The organism is Streptomyces olivaceoviridis, from assembly GCF_014650115.1.
Taxonomy (GTDB): Bacteria; Actinomycetota; Actinomycetes; order Streptomycetales; family Streptomycetaceae; genus Streptomyces; species Streptomyces olivaceoviridis.
On record NZ_BMUI01000008.1, the window covers coordinates 310,476 to 325,420 of the forward strand.

The 14,945-nt window shown below is 74.0% G+C and carries 14 protein-coding genes; 7 read left to right on the plus strand and 7 right to left on the minus strand.

Annotated features, from left to right (window positions below; all coding sequences use genetic code 11):
- Positions 1-55 precede the first annotated feature (55 nt).
- On the minus strand, positions 56-1,345 hold the full coding sequence (locus tag IE273_RS18495) for an MFS transporter (protein ID WP_229887280.1): 1,290 nt from the start codon (positions 1,343-1,345) through the stop codon (positions 56-58).
- Positions 1,346-2,198: 853 nt separating this feature from the next.
- Positions 2,199-2,525, minus strand: a complete 327-nt coding sequence (locus IE273_RS18500; protein WP_189886688.1) for a hypothetical protein — start codon at positions 2,523-2,525, stop codon at positions 2,199-2,201.
- A 338-nt stretch (positions 2,526-2,863) separates the two neighbouring features.
- On the opposite strand from IE273_RS18500, the gene IE273_RS18505 reads away from it, so the two are divergent.
- Genes IE273_RS18505 through IE273_RS18520 form a run of 4 tightly spaced genes read left to right on the plus strand, consistent with a single transcriptional unit; the run spans position 2,864 to position 6,283 of the window.
- Positions 2,864-3,202, plus strand: coding sequence for an antibiotic biosynthesis monooxygenase family protein (locus IE273_RS18505; protein ID WP_189816282.1), 339 nt, complete (start codon positions 2,864-2,866; stop codon positions 3,200-3,202).
- Positions 3,199-4,086, plus strand: a complete 888-nt coding sequence (locus tag IE273_RS18510; protein ID WP_189816283.1) for an NAD(P)-dependent oxidoreductase — start codon at positions 3,199-3,201, stop codon at positions 4,084-4,086. Before IE273_RS18505 ends, IE273_RS18510 begins: the two co-directional genes overlap by 4 nt.
- Complete coding sequence (locus tag IE273_RS18515; protein ID WP_189816284.1) at positions 4,083-5,045, plus strand: amidohydrolase family protein; 963 nt, start codon at positions 4,083-4,085, stop codon at positions 5,043-5,045. Before IE273_RS18510 ends, IE273_RS18515 begins: the two co-directional genes overlap by 4 nt.
- Positions 5,042-6,283 (plus strand): cytochrome P450 family protein, encoded by a 1,242-nt coding sequence (locus tag IE273_RS18520; RefSeq protein ID WP_189816285.1) that lies wholly within the window; start codon positions 5,042-5,044, stop codon positions 6,281-6,283. Before IE273_RS18515 ends, IE273_RS18520 begins: the two co-directional genes overlap by 4 nt.
- A 96-nt stretch (positions 6,284-6,379) precedes the next feature.
- Here IE273_RS18520 and IE273_RS18525 read toward each other — a convergent pair whose 3' ends face one another.
- A complete protein-coding gene (locus IE273_RS18525; protein ID WP_189816286.1) occupies positions 6,380-7,309 on the minus strand; it encodes a LysR family transcriptional regulator in 930 nt (309 codons plus the stop codon).
- A 95-nt stretch (positions 7,310-7,404) separates the two neighbouring features.
- Between IE273_RS18525 and mdlC the strand changes: the two genes are divergently transcribed.
- The 3 genes from mdlC (at position 7,405) to IE273_RS18540 (ending at position 11,828) form a co-directional block, all read left to right on the plus strand.
- Positions 7,405-8,985, plus strand: coding sequence for a benzoylformate decarboxylase (mdlC, locus tag IE273_RS18530; RefSeq protein WP_189816287.1), 1,581 nt, complete (start codon positions 7,405-7,407; stop codon positions 8,983-8,985).
- Positions 8,986-9,039: 54 nt separating this feature from the next.
- Positions 9,040-10,494, plus strand: coding sequence for an aldehyde dehydrogenase family protein (locus IE273_RS18535; protein WP_189816288.1), 1,455 nt, complete (start codon positions 9,040-9,042; stop codon positions 10,492-10,494).
- A gap of 86 nt (positions 10,495-10,580) precedes the next feature.
- The gene (locus tag IE273_RS18540; RefSeq protein ID WP_189816289.1) at positions 10,581-11,828 is read left to right on the plus strand and encodes an MFS transporter; all 1,248 of its coding nucleotides are present in this window, start codon (positions 10,581-10,583) and stop codon (positions 11,826-11,828) included.
- A 15-nt stretch (positions 11,829-11,843) separates the two neighbouring features.
- Here IE273_RS18540 and IE273_RS18545 read toward each other — a convergent pair whose 3' ends face one another.
- From IE273_RS18545 to IE273_RS18560, 4 genes are all read right to left on the minus strand, one after another.
- Positions 11,844-12,488: a TMEM175 family protein gene (locus tag IE273_RS18545; protein WP_189816290.1), complete on the minus strand. Its 645-nt coding sequence runs from the start codon at positions 12,486-12,488 to the stop codon at positions 11,844-11,846.
- Positions 12,489-12,550: 62 nt separating this feature from the next.
- Positions 12,551-13,198 carry a DUF4232 domain-containing protein gene (locus IE273_RS18550; RefSeq protein WP_189816291.1) on the minus strand — a complete coding sequence of 216 codons (648 nt, stop codon included), beginning with the start codon at positions 13,196-13,198 and terminating at the stop codon, positions 12,551-12,553.
- Positions 13,199-13,299: 101 nt separating this feature from the next.
- A complete protein-coding gene (locus IE273_RS18555) occupies positions 13,300-14,148 on the minus strand; it encodes an alpha/beta fold hydrolase (RefSeq protein ID WP_189816292.1) in 849 nt (282 codons plus the stop codon).
- 43 nt (positions 14,149-14,191) lie between these two features.
- Complete coding sequence (locus tag IE273_RS18560; RefSeq protein WP_189816293.1) at positions 14,192-14,917, minus strand: alpha/beta fold hydrolase; 726 nt, start codon at positions 14,915-14,917, stop codon at positions 14,192-14,194.
- Positions 14,918-14,945 lie beyond the last annotated feature (28 nt).

Below are 14,945 nucleotides of genomic sequence, written 5' to 3' on the forward strand. Positions count from 1 at the left end.
GCCCCGGACTGCTGCACCTGCTCCTGCCACTCGACGGTCCCCGCGGCACCCTGGCTCACGCTTGTCCGTCCGCACCGTTCTCCGGAGCCCTGTTCACCGGCGGCCGGCGCCCGGCCCCGCGGGCGTCCGCCCCTCGCAGGACGGCGAGCAGGACGAGCGCGACGGCCTGGATCGCGGCGACGACCGTGATCAGGAGCGGGACCGAGTAGCCGTACAGGGCGCCGGTCAGCGCGCCGCCCACCAGGGTCGCGCCGCCCACCACCCCGGCGAAGACGCCGTACGCCGTCGCCCGGCCCGGCGAGGGCACCAGGTCCGCGACGGTCGCCCGGAGCGTGGACTCCTGGATGCCCGTCGCCGCGCCCCACACCAGCGAACCGGCCACGGCGGTGGCCACGGTGTGCGTGAACGCCAGTGCCGGTACGGCGGCGGCCAGCACGGGCAGGACCGCCAGCACCCGCGGACCGGTCCGGTCGTACAGCCAGCCGGTGGCGAGGGCGGCCACCGCGTCCACGGCCATCGCCGCCGCGTACAGCACCGGCACCCACGCCGTCGTCATCAGGTGCCGCTGGACGAGGTGGTACGACAGCACGCCGAAGGTGGTGAAGCCGGCCGTCGTGACCGCGGTGAACGCCGCGTACGTCCAGAAGGCGGCGGGCAGCGGACCGGCGGGCAGCGGACCGTCCGGCGCGGGGCTCCCCGGCGGGGCCGCCGCCTGCCGCTCGTACACCTCCGGGTCCGGTACCCGCGCCCGGAGCCAGAACAGGAGCCCCAGCACCGCGGCGCCGGGCGCGGCGAGCACGCCGAGCGCGGGGCCGTAGGCGTTCCCGCTCAGCGCGAGCACGCCCGCCACGGTCAACGGACCGACCAGCGCGCCCACCTGGTCCATCGCCTCGTGGACGGCGAAGCCCCGGCCGCGTCCGGTAGCGGCCGTGGCATGCGAGAGGAGGGTGTCCTTGGCCGGGGAGCGCACCGCCTTGCCGACTCGTTCGGCGATCACCAGGGCGCAGGCCGCCCACAGCACGCCGGCCACGCCCAGCAGGGGCACGGAGAGCACGGTCAGGGCGTAGCCGCCGATCGACAGGCCCCAGAAGCGGCGCGTCCGGTCGGCCAGCGGCCCGGACACCAGGCGCAGCCCCAGCGCCGCCGCCTCACCGGCGCCGGTGACCACACCGACGACCAGGGCGGAGGCACCGAGCGACGCCAGCAGCGGGCCGGTGACCGAGCGGGCGCCTTCGTACACGAAGTCGGCGAGCAGGCTGACCAGGCCGAACCACACGACGAACCGCCACGGCCCGATCCCGCCCGGCCGCACGGGGTCCTGCCCTCCGGCCCGCGCTGCCCGCACGCCCACACCACCTCCGCGACTGCCCAGCAGCCCAGCATGCCTCGCGGCACCGAGCGGACGCGAGACAGCACGCCCCGCAGGACCGTGCCGCAGTCCCCGACGCCGGCCACGGCAAGGCCGACGACGCACGGTCCTCTCGCCCGCGGAGGGGCACACCGTTCTCGCCGGCCCGGCGCCCCCAGGAGCACCGCCGGCTAGCCGGCACGCCGGGCCTCCGCATTCTCGTCCCGCCCGCGACGAGCGTGCCGCCGCGGCAGGCCCGCTGCGACGACGGCGGTGCCGCACGGGCCCGTTCGGCGGCCGGATCGCCGCCCTCCGCGGTCCGTGTGCTCGCCTCCCCCAGCGTGCCTGGAGACAACCACGGCACTGGGCGTGGAGGGTGCGCCGGTTCCCCGGTTGACGGATGTGGACGTGGGCCGCCGACGGGGCCGCACCCCGGGCGAGGTGGGGCCCGCTGGCCGATGCGCGGGGCCTGGAGGGCCGTACCCTCGCCGGGGTCGAGGCGAAGGTGGTACGGGCGGCGGCGGTGGCGGCACTGGGCCTGCCCGTCGCGGCCTTCCGGCGCCTGGGCGTACCGCCCCTGACCGTCACCGAACTCAGCGGCCGGGCCCGGCGGTGGAATCTGCGGCTGGGGCGTCCACTGTCCGCACCGGGGGCCGAACAGCCGCCTGCCGAACGGCGATCGGGCGGGGACGGCCCCGGGCCCGCCGGTGGTCGGCGGGAGTCAGTGCGCGGCCGGCTCCTTCGGGAGTCCGCGTCCCCTCTCGGCGGTGCACAGGACGGCGGCCCCGACTCGCGGGCACCCCGCACACCGTGGCGCGACCGTGCCGGGTGATCCCGCGCGGCCCGGGTCTCAGGGATCCGCGCGTCGCCGGGGCGGTGTGAAGGCGTACAGGTCGAGGATGTCCGGCAGGGGAGCCACACCCGGGCCGCCCGCGCGCACCCAGGTGACGATGTCCTCGGTCGCGTCCGGATCGTTGACGAGCCCCAGCCAGACCGGCCGCGCACCGGCGGCCCGGCCGGCGGCCGACGGCTGGACGACGATGACGTTGGCCTGGTCGCAGACGTCGAGGCAGTCGGAGACACGCACGGGCACCTCGGCCCGCAGCCGCGCGGTCTGCGCCGCGTGGTCGACGCCGGTCACCTTCGGGCTGCCGCAGCAGCAGTCCCGGCACACCACGACCCGGCACGGCACCGCACCGGTCCCCCTCGCCGCCTCGCCTGCCGTTTCTTCCGCCGGCCTGTCGGGCACGCCGCGCCACTCCCCTCCCGGGGAGGTCCGCCCCGGTGTCACCTCACAGGGTGATCATCCTTTCATCCCCGGCGACGAGCCGTCACCCGGCCGCCGTACGGCGGGTCACCCGTCGGAGCGGCCCCCCTCAGTCACTCGAAATGACTAATGCCGGAACGTGCGCCCCTTGTGCCGACCGGGCCCTCCCCCGTTCGGAGTTGCGGCCGTACGAGGGACATGAGTCCGTTGGTGTCGTGTCCTGCCGGATCTCACTCAGGAGGAGACACATGGGCACCAACCACAACGGCCTGTCGGCCGAGAAGCTGAACGTCGTCTTCGCGGTCCGCGTGGTCGAGGGCGGCGAGCAGGGCTTCCTGGATCTGTACGAGCACCTCCGGAAGTCCGTGTCCAACACCCCCGGTCACATCGTCGAGCGGCTCGGAGAGCCCGTCGACGGCTCCCGCCAGTGGGTGATCACCAGCGAGTGGCGGTCGGCCGAGGACTTCTTCGCCTGGCAGCGGAGCGAGGAGCACCAGGAGCTGGTGGCCCCGCTGCGCCAGTGGGTCGACCAGCGGCAGTCGATGCGGTTCCGGGTGGTCAAGGAGACCAAGGGGGTGTCCGCATGACGGGCACCGTCAACGGCCCCGTCGCCGTCCTCGGTCTCGGCACGATGGGCGCCGGCCTGGCCACTCGCCTCCTCGACCAGGGGATGCGGGTCCGGGTCTGGAACCGTACCCCGCAGCGCATCGAGCCGCTCGCCGAGGCGGGCGCCCACGCCGCCGCCCACCCCGCCGACGCCGTCGCGGGCACGAGCGCCGCCCTCTGCGTCGTGTCCGACGGCGAGGCCCTCGGCACCGTACTGCACGGGCCGCACGGCGTGCTGGCCGACGGCCCGTACCCCGGCGTCCTGATCTGCGCCAGCACCGTCGCCCCCGACGAGGTCGTGCAGATCGCCGGTGAGGCGCCCTCGGTCCTGGACGTCGGCATGCTCGGCAACCGCGACCACGCCCGCGACGGAGAGCTGCGGCTGTTCGCCGGCGGCGACAAGCACGTCTTCGACACCGCCCGTCCGCTGCTGGAGACGCTGGGCAAGGAGGTCGTCCATCTGGGCGCACTCGGGTCCGGCATGCGGATGAAACTGCTCCTCAACCTGCTCATGGGCATAGAGGTGCAGGCCCTGGCCGAGGCCACCGAACTGGCGGGCGCCTGCGGCCTCGACCGGCAGCAGGTCCTCAAGACCATCGCGGGCAGCGGCTTCGCCTCGCCGGTCATGGCGTTCAAGTCCCGGCGTCTGGCCTCCGGCCGCTTCGACGAGCCGGACTTCCGGCTGCGGCTGATGGCGAAAGACCTCATGCTCGCTTCCAAGCAGGCGGCGACAGTCGGCCTGAGCCTGCCGTTGGCGACCGCCGCGGCGGAGACCCACGTCCGTGCCACCGAGCAAGGACTGGGCGACCAGGACTGTGCCGCGGTCACCCGCGCACTCGTACCGAAACCGGAAACCGACACGTGATCATCGACATCCACGGGCATCTGTCCCCACCGGAAGCGGCCGAACGCTTCCCCATGCCCCCGAGCCTGACCGACGTCGACGGCATGCTCGCCGCCCGCGCCGAGGCCGGGATCGACCTCACCGTCATCGGCAGCCCCGTCGGGGCCGGCGCGATGGCGCGGGTGCCGGGCGTCGACAACTACGCCCAGCCCCGCGACCGGCTGCGCCGCTTCCACGACTGGATGTCGGGGCTGATCCGGAGGTTCCCGGACCAGTTGCGCGGCTACGTGTACGCCAACCCGTTCGGCGACGACGACCACCTCGAAGGAGTCCGGGAGACCCTCGCGGACCCGGCCTTCGTCGGTCTGATCACCACGTCCAGCGTGCACGGCGAGTTGCTCGGCTCGCCCCGCGCCGACTCCTTCTTCGCGCTGGCCGCGGAGGCGGGGGTGCCGGTGCTGGTGCACGCCCCGGCCGAGCCGGTGGGCACGGAACGGGTGGACGAGACCGGGTTCGTCGAGCAGATCGGCCGCTTCGGCGACGTCACGATGGGCATGGCCATGATCGCGTTCGCGGGGTGGCTGGACAAGTACCCGGGTCTGCGGTTGATCGGCGCGACCGGCGGCGGCGCGATGGCGCTGCTGCCGGAGCGCCTGCGGACCGCGGCGCGCCCCCGGCACTGGGCCGGGGGCGCGCCGCCCTCCGGGCGGCCCACGGCCGGTCCGCCCGCCGCCGACCCGGCCGCCGCCCTGCGGCGCATGTACGTCGACACGAGCCCCTTCAGCGCCGCGCACCTGAGCCTGAACGCCGAAGTGCTGGGCCCCGAACGGATGCTGTTCGGCACCGACTCGCCGCCGATGGCCGCGCCGCTGGAGGACTCCATCCGCATGATCGAGAAGTTGCCGGTCGACGAGGCGTCCCAGCGGCTCGTCCTCGGCGGCAACGCCCAGACCCTCTTCGACCTCAGGAGCCGTCCGTGACCACCACGCAGGAGGCCGTCGCCGCGGCCGAGCGGTGCACCCCGGAGTTCCGCCGCGACCCGCACGCGGTCTACGCCCACCTCCGCGACTCGGCGCCCGTCTGCCCCATGAGCCCCCCGCACGGCAACGAGACGTATCTGGTCACCCGGTACGACGACGCGCGGGCCGCCCTGTCGGATCCGCGGCTGAGCAAGGACATGTACGGGGCCATGGACGCCTACCGGAGGATCTTCGGCGACTCGTCCGTCGCGCTGGACGACAACATGCTCAACTCCGACGCGCCGAAGCACACCCGGCTGCGCCGGCTGGTCAACTCGGCGTTCACCCCCCGGCGCGTGGAGGCGCTGCGGCCCCGGATCGAGGAGGTCGTCCGGGACCTGCTGGACGGGTGCCCGGCCCGGGAGCGCTTCGACCTGCTGCCCGCGTTCGCGTTCCCGCTGCCGATCACCGTGATCTGCGATCTGCTGGGCGTGCCCCCCGAGGACCGGACGCGGATGCAGCACCTGTCCACCACGGTGGCGCAGACCGGCTTCGGCGAGGAAGCCAAGCGGGCCCAGCAGCAGGCGGAGGAGGGTCTGCACGCCTACTTCACCGACCTCCTCACCGCCAAGCGCGAGCGTCCGGGTGACGATCTGCTCAGCGCGCTCATCGCGGCCCGTGACAACGACGGCGGTCTGACGGAGAGCGAACTGGTCTCCACGGCGTTCCTGCTGATGTTCGCGGGTCACAAGACGACCGCGTACCTCATCGGCAACGCCGTCCACCACCTGCTGTCCCACCCCGCCCAGCTGCGCGCCGTACGGGAGGACCCGGGGTTGATCCGTGCGGCGGTCGAGGAACTGGTGCGCTACGACGGCTCGGTGGAGAGCGCGACGTTCCGCTACGCGACCGAGGACGTGGAGTACGGCGGAACACTGATCCCCAAGGGCGCCCTGGTGCAGATCGCGCTCAGCTCGGCCAACCGCGACCCGCGGAAGTTCGACGCGCCGGACGAGCTGGACGTGCGGCGGCCGGGCAACGCGCAGGACGCCCATCTCGGCTTCGGACACGGCAGCCACTACTGCCTGGGAGCCCCGCTGGCCCGGCTGGAGACCCAGCTGGCCCTCACCCGCCTGTTCGAGCGGTTCCCCCGGATGGCCCTGGCCGACCCCGCCGGTGAACCGCGCTGGCTGGAGGTCCCGTTCCCGGCCTTCCGGGGCCTGGCCGAGCTGCCGGTCGTCCTCGATCCCGCGGGGTGAGCGGCGGCGGCACGCGGCAGGCCCCCACCGCCCGGCCGGCGTGACCGGCCGGGCGGTGGCACGCCGGTGCGGGACCAGGGTCTGTCCTCGGATTCCCTAGGCGCCGGGCGGCAGCTGGGCCGGGCTGACCCGTTCGCCCAGGACCTCCGCCATGAACTGCACCAGCCAGCGCTGGGACGGGCTGCGGGAAGCCTCGTGCCGGGCGTAGAGCGCGACCTCGATCGGCTCGGTCTCGAACGGCAGGCGCACCAGGCGCAGGCGGTGGGAGGCGGTGAAGACCTCCCCGACGTACTCGGGGACGATGGCGATCAGGTCGGTGCGCTCCAGCAGGTACGGCAGCATCGAGAAGCGGGTGGCGTCCACGGCCGCGCGGTCCAGGAGCCCGTAGGTGGCGAGCACGGAGCGGGGGACGACGTGACCGCTGGGGCCGTACACCGTGGCGTGGTGCTCGGCCGCCAGCTCGGCCAGGGTGACGGACGCGCCCCGGACGCGTGGGTGGTCGGCGGCGACCATGCCGACGTAGCGCTCGTGGAAGAGCGGGATGCGCACGGTGCGGTGGGAGGTCAGGACGGGGGTGGCGACGAACGCGTCGAGTTCGCCGCGGCGCAGTTGGCCCTCGGCGTCGTCGACGTCGAGGGCGCGGACGGTGAAGGACACCCGGGGCGCGCGGGCGCGGGCCGCCGCCACGAGACGGGGCAGCAGGGTCACCTCGCCGAGGTCGGACAGGGCGAGGGTGAAACGGCCCGCCATGGTCGCGGGGTCGAAGTCGTCGCCCTGGCGGATCGCCCCGTCGATGTCGGCCAGGGCGCGTTGCAGCGGCTCGTAGAGGCGGCGGGCGCCGGCGGTCGGGGTCAGGCCGCGGCCGGTGCGGCGGAAGAGGTCGTCGTCGAAGTGCCGGCGGAGTTTGGCCAGGCTGTAACTGACCGTCGGCTGGGTGACGTGGAGGGTCTCGGCGGTGGCCGTGACGCTGCCCGTCTCGTAGAGCAGCACGAAGACCCGGGCGAGGTTGAGATCGAAGCTGCTCATATCGATCGACTCTATATCGCGGCGCGCCAACATCTATTGGTGGCCCGGTCGCGCGCTCCCTAGCGTGTGCTGCGTCACTTCGGAGAGGAACGCCTGTGCCGTCCGTGCGCCGCATCGCCCATGAGTTCCTGGAGCGCCAGGGGCTGACCACCGTCTTCGGCAACCCCGGTTCGAACGAGCTGCCCTTCCTCACCGGACTCCCCGACGGGTTCCGGTACGTGCTCGGCCTGCACGAGGGTGCCGTCGTGGGCATGGCCGACGGCTACGCCCAGGCGACGGGCCGGCCGGTGCTGGTCAATCTGCACGCCGCTTCCGGCTCCGGCAACGCGATGGGGGCGCTGACGAACGCCGTGGCCTCGGGGACGCCGCTGGTGATCGTGGCCGGTCAGCAGGTGCGGCCGGCCATCGGGCCGGAGGCCAACCTCGCCAACGTCGACGCCCCGGCGCTGATGAGGCCGCTCGTCGGCTGGGCCGCCGAACCGGCGTGCGCCCAGGACGTGCCGCGCGCGCTCGCCCAGGCCGTCTTCGAGGCGCGGTTGCAGCGCCGGCCGTCCTACCTCTCCGTCCCGTACGACGACTGGGCGGCCGACGCGGGCGAGAACGCGCCGGCCGTGCTGGACCGGTGGGTCGAGCGCGCGGGGGTGCCCGCCGGGGAACAGGGCCACCGGCTGGCCGAGGCGGTGGCCGGCGCCCGGCGGCCCGCGCTCGTCCTGGGCGGTGACATCGACACCGCCGGGCGCTTCGACGACGCGGTGCGGCTGGCCGAGCGGCTCGCCGGCCCGGTATGGGCGGCGCCCTCGCTCTTCCGGCTGCCCTTCCCCAACCGCCACCCGCTGTTCCGCGGTGTGCTCCCCGCCGGCATCGAGCCGATCCGCCGGGCCTTCGAGGGCCACGACCTGGTACTGGTGCTCGGCGCCCCCGTGTTCCGCTACCACGAGCACCTCCCCGGGCGGTATCTGCCGGCGGGCACCCGGCTGATCCAGGTGACGGAGGACGCGTCCGCCGCCGCGCGGGCGCCGATGGGCGAGGCGCTGGTCGCCGACCCCGGCGCGGTGATCGAGCTGCTGGCGAACGCGCTCGACGCGTCCGGGGTGCCCTCGGCCGACTACCGGCCCGTGCCGGCGCCGCGCTCCGCCGAGGGGCCGCGCCTGCATCCGGAGGAGGTCTTCGCGGCCCTGCGGGACGAACTGCCCGCCGACACCGCGTACGTGGTGGAGTCGACCTCGACCACCTCCTCGTGGTGGCGCCAGATGGATCTGCGCCGGCCCGGCTCGTACTACTTCCCGGCGGCGGGCGGTCTCGGGTTCGGCCTGCCCGGCGCGGTCGGGGTCGCCATGGCCCAGCCCGAGCGGCCGGTCGTGGGGGTGATCGGGGACGGCTCGGCCAACTACGGCGTCACCGCGCTGTGGACGGCCGCCCAGCACCGGGTTCCGCTCACCGTGGTGCTGCTGCGCAACGGGACGTACGGCGCGTTGCGCTGGTTCGGCGGCCTCCTCGGCGTGCCGGACGCTCCGGGCCTGGACATCCCGGGTCTGGACTTCACCCGTATCGCTGAGGGCTACGGGGTGCCCGCCCTGCACGCCGACGGCGTGGACGAGTTGCGGGCGGTCCTCGCCGAACGCCCGGACGGCCCCCGGCTGGTCCAGGTGGACACGGCGCTCACCACGCCCTCCTGAGCACGCACCGCCCGCGAGTCTCCCGTTCCACGGCAGCTCCACGAAGGGAATCCGATGACACTCCTGGACAGCGACGTCTGGAGCAAGAAGATCTTCGGCGACGGCTGGACGGCCGCCACCCGCGAGCAGCCGGTCGTCGAGCCGGCGACCGGGGACGGGCTCGGCACCGTGGGTCTGGCCACGGCCGAGGAGGTGGGCCGCGCCGCCGCCCGCGCCGCCGAGGCACAGCGGGCCTGGGCGGCCGTCCCCGCGCAGGCGCGGGCGGCCGTACTGCGCCGCGCGGGCGAGCTGTTCACCGAGCACGCCGCCGAGATCGAGGACTGGCTGGTGCGGGAGGCGGGCTCCGTCCGGGCCAAGGCGCGTTTCGAGGTGGGGCTGGCGCGCGGCGAGTGCTTCGAGTGCGCGGCGCTGCCGACGTATCCGCAGGGTGAGGTGCTGGCGTCCGAGGACCCCCGCTGGTCGTTCACCCGCCGTCGCCCGGCCGGGGTGGTGAGCGTGATCGCGCCGTTCAACTTCCCGCTGCTCCTGGGGCTGCGCTCGGTGGCTCCCGCACTCGCGCTGGGCAACGCGGTGCTGCTCAAGCCCGATCCCCGCACGGCGGTGAGCGGTGGTGTCGTCATCGCGCGGGTCTTCGAGGAGGCCGGGCTGCCCTCCGGTGTGCTCCATCTGCTCCCCGGTGACGGCTCGGTCGGCGAGGCGGTCGTCGAGGCCCCCGAGGTGCGGGTCGTCTCGTTCACCGGGTCCACGCCGGTGGGGCGGGCCATCGGCGAGCGGGCCGGCCGTCTGCTCAAGCGGGCCCACCTCGAACTCGGCGGGAACAACGCCCTGGTGGTGCTGCCCGGCGCCGATGCGGGCAAGGCGGCCTCGGCCGGTGCGTTCGGCTCGTACCTGCACCAGGGGCAGATCTGCATGACGACCGGCCGGCACGTCGTGCACGAGTCCCTGCTGGAGGAGTACACCGCCGCGCTCGCCGCGAAGGCCCGGGCGCTGCCCGTCGGCGACCCGGCCCGGGAGGACGTGGCGCTCGGCCCGATCATCGACCGGCGGCAGCTGGAGCGGGTGCACGGCACCGTCACCGAGAGCGTCGCGGCGGGCGCGACACTGGCCGCGGGCGGCGAGATCGTGGGCGCCGGGTACCGCGCCACCGTGCTGACCGATCTGACCACCGACATGCCGGCGTGGCGTGAGGAGATCTTCGGACCCGTCGCACCCGTCATCGGTTTCTCCACGCCGGAGGAGGCCGCGCGGATCGTGAACGACTGCGAGTACGGGCTGTCCGTCGGCATCCTCGGTGACGTCGGTACGGCGATGAGGCTCGCCGACCGGATCGACTCCGGCAAGGTCCACATCAACGAACAGACCGTCGGCGACGAACCCCACGCGCCCTTCGGCGGGGTCAAGGCGTCGGGTACGGGCTCCCGGTTCGGCGGAGCAGCCGCCAACGTCGAGGCGTTCACCGAGACGCAGTGGCTCACCGTGCGGCCCGACATCGCCGAGTACCCGTTCTGAACCGGAGTCCGGCACCGCCTGGGCACCACCGCTCAGCACTCACCCCATCTCCATCTCCCGCAGCCGCTCACAGGGGGAACACCGCCATGGCATCCATCGCCTCGTCCGGCGCGTCCGGCACCACCACGGGGACCGGCACCGCCGGACGCAACCTCTGGACGGTGGTCCTGTGCTGGATCACCGTCCTGCTGGAGGGCTACGACCTCGTCGTCCTCGGCGCCATCATCCCGACGCTGCTCAAGACGCGTCACCTCGGCATGACCGCGGGGGACGCGACCACCGTCGCCACGCTGTCGCTCGTCGGCGTCGCCATCGGCGCGGTGCTGGTCGGTCCGCTGGCCGACCGGCTCGGCCGGCGCCTGCTGCTCATCGGCTCGGTGGTGCTGTTCTCGGTCTTCACCCTGCTGGTGCCGCTCGCCGGCTCGGTCACGATGTTCGCCGTACTCCGCCTCATAGCCGGTCTGGGGCTCGGTGCGTGCATGCCCGTGTCCCTGACGATGATGGCCGAACACATGCCGGCGGACCGGCGGGCGCGCGCCAGCACGCTGACCATGACCGGCTACCACACCGGCGCCGTGATCACCTCGCTGCTCGCGCTGCGGGTGACCGACGACTGGGAGGTCCTCTTCTACGTCCTGGGCGTCGCCGGACTGGTCGTCGCGGTCGTCCAGTGGTTCCGTCTGCCGGAGTCGGAGGCGTTCGTCCGCGCCAAGGAGGCGCCGGGTGCCGAGCGCGTTCCGTTCACCGAGCTGCTCAAGCCGGCCTACCTCCGCGCCGGCATCGGGATCTGGGTGGCCTCCTTCATGGGCCTGTTGCTGGTCTACGGCCTCAACACCTGGCTGCCCAAGCTCATGAACGACGCCGGATACCCCGTTCCCACGGCCGTCACCCAGCTCCTCGTGCTCAACGTCGGCGGTGTGGCCGGCCTGGTGCTGGGCGGTTTCGTGGCCGACCGGCGCGGCATCAAGCTCACCACGCTGGGCTGGTTCGCGGTCTCGGTGGGCATGCTGGCCTGTCTCAGCGTCAAGATGGACAGCGACCTGCTGCTCGACACGGTCGTCTTCCTCACCGGCGTGTTCGTCTTCTCGGCGCAGGTGCTCGTCTACGCCTACGTCACGCAGTACTACCCGGCCTCCGTCCGCGGCACCGCGCTCGGCTCCGCGTCCGGCATCGGCCGCATCGGCTCCATCGTCGGCCCGTCGATCACCGGCGCCCTGGTCTCCGCCGGGATCGGCCACCCCTGGGGCTTCTACTTCTTCGCCACGGTGGCCGTCCTGGCCTTCCTGGCCGTGCTCACCCTCCCGGCCCGGCCCCCGCAGGACCCCACCGCCTGACGCGGCGGTGTCCGGTCACCGTCCCTCGGGGAACCCGTCGCTGGTGATGAAGTAGAACACCGGCAGCACGACGAAGACGGCGACGGCCACCAGCGGCGCGACGACGACGCCGAGGAGCCCGGCGGCACTGTACGCCAGGGCTCCCGCCCAGGAGCGCAGGCGGCCGTGCCGTACGTACGTGCTCTCCACCTCCGGGGTCAACAGCTCGGGACGGCGGGCCAGTTGGTCGTAGAAGGCTACCCAGCTCAGGCACATCACCGCCGCCAGACCGGCGTAGAGGGCAACGGCGACCCGGGCGTCGGAACCGTCGGGGTCCGCCTGGAGCGCGTCCGCGACGACCGCGGTGGGGAACGACAGCGCCGCCGTGCTGAACAACAGCAGCAGGTTCGCCGCGTGCAGCCCCCGGTCCATCACACGGACCCGCACGAAGGCCTGGTGGTGGTTGAGCCAGATGACCGACACGTATCCGAAGGAGGCCAGATAGCCGAGGTAGGCGGGCCACTGGGCCAGCAGGGCGTGGCCGAGGCCGCCCGGCCGGTGCGGTGGATCGGCGAGGCCGAGGGCCAGCAGCGTGACGGCGATGGCCAGCACGCCGTCGCTGAAGGCCTCCGCGCGGGTGGTGTCGGACCGGGAGAAACCGCGGAGGCGGGTGCGGGACACACTGGCTCCTGACGTGCTGGTTCACAACGGGACGGGATGGGGCCGGGGCCGGGACGGGTGTGTCAGGCCCCGCTGCCGGGCCTGAGGGGGCTCACCCGGGGGACGGACGCCTTTCCCGTGTTGGAGACCTTGCCGCCGGTCCAGGGGACGGAGAGCGAGGTGGTCTCGTCGGGCGGGGTGACCAGCAGGGCCCGCGGCGTGACGGTGGTGACGCCGGTGATCCGCGGATCGCTGTAGCTCAGCGCCGACCAGGCGTCGTCCCCCGGGGCGAGCGTCACCCGCTGCTCCGGCTGGTCGGTGGCCCGCTCGGGGTCCGGGGTGACGGCGTCGCCCGCTCCGTCGACGAACGCCACGCCCGGGAAGCCGTACAGGCTGCACGTGCGCGGAGACCGGTTGGTCAGCACGAGGGCGAAGTTCTCCTGCCCGGCCCCGGGGTGGTCGGGCCCGAGGGACGCCTTGAGGTCGGAGGTGCGACAGCGTTTGGGGGCCGGTGCGGCGGGTGACGCCGCCGCCGTACCGGTGCCGGTCGGCTCGGAGGGGCCGGCGGTGTCGCCGCCGGCGGGTCCCGATGAGGTCGCCGACGGCGTACCGGTGGCGGCGGCGGACGCGGGCGGGGCGCCTCCGGAGGTGCCGTCCGCGCTGTGGCTCGTACACGCGGTCAGCACGGCACAGCAGGCGAGTACGGCGGGCAGGATGCGACGGAACGTCATGGTGCTCTTCCTCGGGGCTCACGGGCGCTCGGGGCTCACGGGCGCCGTGGCAGGTGTGTGCGCCGGCACGGGGCCGGCGCGGTGACGGGCGGCGGGCCGGGTCAGTGGCCGGTGCGGACGGAGCGGACCGCGCGCAGGATCAGGTCGGTGACGGGGCCGGGGTCGCTCACGGACACCGCGTGCGGGGCGCGGACGGCGACGGTGTGGGCGTGGGCGCGCTCGGCCATCCAGCGTTCGGCGGCCGGCGGGATGTTGCGGTCCTCGGTGGCCACGAGGTACCAGCTGGGGATCTTCTTCCACGCGGCGGCGGTGGCCGGTTCCTGGAGCGCGGCCAGGGTGATCGGGCGCTGGCCCGCGGCCATGACCTGGGCGGTCGGCACGGGGACACCGGCGGCGAACTGGTTGCGGAAGAGGTCCTTCCTGATGACCAGTTCGTCGCCCTGGCCGCCGCCGGGCAGCGGGTAGTGCTGGGTGACGGTCGCCTCCCCCAGAGTGCTGCCGGGGAACTTGCCGGTGAGCTGGAGCGCGCTCTCCCCGACCTCGGGGACGAAGGCGGCGATGTAGACCAGCGCCTTGACGCTCGGGAGACCGGCCGCGGCCTGGCTGATGACGGCGCCGCCGTAGGAGTGCCCGACCAGGACGATCGGTCCGCTGACGCTCTCCAGGACGCTGCGGATGTACGCGGTGTCGCTCGCCAGTCCGCGCAGGGGCAGGGCGGGCGCCAGCACGCGGTGGCCCTGCCGCAGCAGGCGCTGGACGACGCCGCGCCAGCTTGAGCCGTCGGCGAACGCGCCGTGGATCAGGACGACGGTGGGGTCGGCCGGGCGGCCGTGTCCGGTGGCCGGACGGCCCGCGGCCGGCGCGGCGTGCGCGATCCCGGCGGTGCCCAGGGCGGCGGCACCGGCCAGGAGGGACGTGGTCACGGTACGGCGCGAGATCGGTGCGTTCATCGTTCGCTCTCTGTCTGGGGTGGAGGGAGGGGGCGGGCCGGGGTCAGCGGGAGGTGGCCCGGACGGCGTCCTCGATGAGGCGCACGACCCGCTCGGGGTGGGCGAGCATGACCAGGTGGGAGGAGTCCACCTCGACGGTGGTCATGCCGGCCCGCCGGTAGCCGTAGCGCTCCACGTCGGGGTTGATGGTGTGGTCGGCGGAGGCGACCAGGCCCCAGGAGGGCTTGGTCTTCCAGGCCGCGGCCGGGGCCGCCTCGGTGAAGGCCTGGGCGGCCAGCGGGCGCTGGGACACGGCGAGGGCCGAGGCGAGGCGGGGGTCGACGTCGGCGGCGAAGATGGCCGGGAACTTGTCGGGCCGGACCGACACGTCGGTTCCGGGCTGGTCCGAACCCTCGATCGGGAAGGGGGTGTAGACGAGGGCGCCGGTCAGGTCGGAGTCGGGGAAGCGGCCTTGCAGCTCGCCGAGGCTCTCGCCCTCCTCCAGGGCGTAACCGGCCAGGTAGACCAGGGCGCTGACGTTGTCCTCGGTCCCGGCGACCGTGATGACGGCACCACCGTAGGAGTGGCCGACCAGGACGACGGGGCCGGGGATCTGGCGGACGATGTCGGCGACGTAGGCGGCGTCCCCGATGAGGCTGCGGTTGGGCACGGCCGGGGCGACGACGTCGAGGCCGCGGGCGATCAGCCGGGGGATGACCTCCGCGTAGCTGGAGGCGTCGGCGAAGGCTCCGTGGACGAGGACGACGGTCGGTCCGTCGGTACGGGACATGGGAGGACTCCCTGGTCGCTGGGGTGGG

What these genes read in the sequence shown, in the direction of transcription:
- IE273_RS18505 (WP_189816282.1), top strand. Translation starts at nt 2,864, where the DNA reads ATGGGCACCAACCACAACGGCCTGTCGGCCGAGAAGCTGAACGTCGTC.
- IE273_RS18510 (WP_189816283.1), top strand. Translation starts at nt 3,199, where the DNA reads ATGACGGGCACCGTCAACGGCCCCGTCGCCGTCCTCGGTCTCGGCACG.
- IE273_RS18525 (WP_189816286.1), bottom strand. Translation starts at nt 7,309, where the DNA reads ATGAGCAGCTTCGATCTCAACCTCGCCCGGGTCTTCGTGCTGCTCTAC.
- IE273_RS18535 (WP_189816288.1), top strand. Translation starts at nt 9,040, where the DNA reads ATGACACTCCTGGACAGCGACGTCTGGAGCAAGAAGATCTTCGGCGAC.
- IE273_RS18540 (WP_189816289.1), top strand. Translation starts at nt 10,581, where the DNA reads ATGGCATCCATCGCCTCGTCCGGCGCGTCCGGCACCACCACGGGGACC.
- IE273_RS18550 (WP_189816291.1), bottom strand. Translation starts at nt 13,198, where the DNA reads ATGACGTTCCGTCGCATCCTGCCCGCCGTACTCGCCTGCTGTGCCGTG.
- IE273_RS18555 (WP_189816292.1), bottom strand. Translation starts at nt 14,148, where the DNA reads ATGAACGCACCGATCTCGCGCCGTACCGTGACCACGTCCCTCCTGGCC.
- IE273_RS18560 (WP_189816293.1), bottom strand. Translation starts at nt 14,917, where the DNA reads ATGTCCCGTACCGACGGACCGACCGTCGTCCTCGTCCACGGAGCCTTC.